This is a genomic window from Vibrio sp. SSH13-20 (assembly GCF_040104475.1).
GTDB classification, from domain to species: domain Bacteria; phylum Pseudomonadota; class Gammaproteobacteria; order Enterobacterales; family Vibrionaceae; genus Vibrio; species Vibrio harveyi.
On the sequence record NZ_JBECOU010000031.1, the window covers coordinates 1 to 2236 of the forward strand.

3 protein-coding genes are annotated in these 2236 nt (G+C 40.2%); all 3 read right to left on the reverse strand.

What is annotated here, in order from left to right; all coding sequences use genetic code 11:
• Positions 1-228 precede the first annotated feature (228 nt).
• On the reverse strand, positions 229-663 hold the full coding sequence (locus tag ABMY42_RS26245; protein WP_151514867.1) for a hypothetical protein: 435 nt from the start codon (positions 661-663) through the stop codon (positions 229-231).
• Positions 664-866: 203 nt separating this feature from the next.
• A complete protein-coding gene (locus tag ABMY42_RS26250) occupies positions 867-1616 on the reverse strand; it encodes a hypothetical protein (RefSeq protein WP_349266980.1) in 750 nt (249 codons plus the stop codon).
• A 377-nt stretch (positions 1617-1993) separates the two neighbouring features.
• Complete coding sequence (locus ABMY42_RS26255) at positions 1994-2143, reverse strand: hypothetical protein (RefSeq protein WP_349266981.1); 150 nt, start codon at positions 2141-2143, stop codon at positions 1994-1996.
• Between the last annotated feature and the right edge of the window lie 93 nt (positions 2144-2236).

A 2236-nucleotide genomic window follows, 5' to 3' on the forward strand; every position in this document is an offset into this window, starting at 1 on the left:
AACCGATGAAACTGAGCTTTGACCGTCGAAGATGGAGCTATGAATCAAACAACCAGTAGCCAAGTTTTGAGCTTAGAAACATGATTTTGACCGCTAGCTTTTTCTGGCGACTAACGCCCTGTTAAGGTGTGAGCAACGCAATACAGAAACCTCCGCACACCACCTTAATCACTAAAATCAACGCATAGCGAAAATGCCACGCGTTGCGAATCACTCTTAAACAGTTTGTTATGTGCGTACTGTTTGTAGCAATTGCTCTGATAGTTCAGAAAATTGTTCAATGAACCAAGTTGAACCATCATTCATATTGCACTCAAGCTCATTTATAAGTGTTAACTCTCGGGAATTTAGGTCTTGCTTAGCTACGTTTTCAATTGGGTAATGCTCTATATCCCAACCCCGTTTTTGAGCATTAGCTAACACAAGGTGAACGTAACGGTATTTCAAGTTACCTTGTGATTGAAGAGAACCATCTCTTTTTAACACTGGTCGTCGAGACTTTCCTTCGAGAATCTTTGCCACATTAGACTTGTACTCATTCAGCCTCGCTTTCTTCGAGGCTTTGCCAATATAGCGAAACTCCTTTTGTTCAGCAGAGATCTTAATGAAATACAGGTATGGTTGAGTGAGATCGATTTGCTTAGGGTTTGTCCAATCAAACATTAAATCAGTCCTTGATAGTTGATTATCACTGATACCAAGATTAACAGACATGGTAATCTAAAGTTTAAGACTTTTTCCAAAGCACATAACGCTCTGTTAAGGTGTGAGCAACGCAATACTGAAGCTGCCGCATACCACCCTAAACACTAAACGCAACGCATAGTAAAAATGCCACGCGTTGCGAATCACTCTTAAACAGTTTGTTATGTGTTCCAACGTTTACTATGATTTCTCTCTGTAAAGCCCTTTAGCTCATCATTTTCATCAATTTCAACACCCCAGATACCGTAGCATGAGTAAAAGCTATCTACGCTCAATGGCTTGTTGTCAAAGGGAGCCGTACCTCTAGAAAATTTAAAGAGCTGGTTCACTAGCCCTTGTAGTTCCGCTAAAGCAAATACTTGCGTCATCAGACTTAAAGGAACTTGGATCGTATTGCTATCTACGGAAAAACCTTTAACTAGCGACTCCATTCTCGAATGGTGAATCTGTAGCCTGACTAGTATATATGCCAAATGTTCTGCAACCTCTGGAGATGCTTCAGAAATGCAATCTTTAAAGACTTGTTGATATCCAACTGGCAACTTAGGACAATCCATTTTTAACGGTGTTTTACAATGATCATTTTGATCTTTGGCTCGCTCCCAAGCCTCATTTACCAATTTAGAGCTTTGCTCAAAATAAGTGCTCAATTCGGAGAGAGCTTGAGGAAGAAAAGCCCTTGCTGCAATGAAGTTTCTCTGTCGCCTTTTTTCGTCGGTATACCTAACTGCATTCAAAGCAAAAATACTAGCTACAAAGGCTAAAATACCGGTGTTAAAGGATTGCCAAGTGTACCAAACAGCATGGACATGCTCCCAGTTACCTTGTGTTGACGGATAAATAACCATTGACACTAAGTACGGAATTCCAACAAAAAAACACAACCAATTTATTTTTACAACCCAAGACAATTAACTTTCTCCGACATCTGACTGGACACATAACGCCCTGCTAAGGGGTGAGCAACGCAATACCAAAGCCGCCGCAAACCACCTTAATCACTAAACTCAACGCATAGTAAAAATGCCACGCGTTGCGAATCCCTCTTGAGCAGTTTGTTAGTTTGCAAACCCAACGCGTTGATTTTACGTTATTTTAAACTTTGCAAACAATAAACTTTATGTGTTTTGATGCACTTAAGTCAGGCGTAGTCTCAAAGCGGCTACTCAATGAAACCACTTGAAACAAAAAACGTCGCAGAAAACGAACTCACAACACCAAAAAGCGCTTTTGGAAAACCAATCTCACAATGCGGACTTTCAACAAAGTCACTGAAACCACGTGGAACTTACCACACCAGAGAAAACGTCATTTCAGCGAGTAAATCGGCTTTTGTACCAACAAACTCAACAAGCAGAGTTTCAACAAAAAAGTTCAACTCAGTTAACCCAAAAATCGCCACATCAAAGAACAAATCAACCGTTGAAACGATGCCCATTTTGAATTTTCACAACGCTAGTTAACACTAAAATTGAAAGCCAATACGACAACTTAAACTTTGAGCTTTTACCACTAGATCTTGCGATATAGC

Bases quoted from the DNA above. Each gene is read 5' to 3' on its own strand.
- ABMY42_RS26245 (WP_151514867.1), bottom strand. From the start codon at position 663: ATGTTTGATTGGACAAACCCTAAGCAAATCGATCTCACTCAACCATAC.
- ABMY42_RS26255 (WP_349266981.1), bottom strand. From the start codon at position 2,143: ATGGGCATCGTTTCAACGGTTGATTTGTTCTTTGATGTGGCGATTTTT.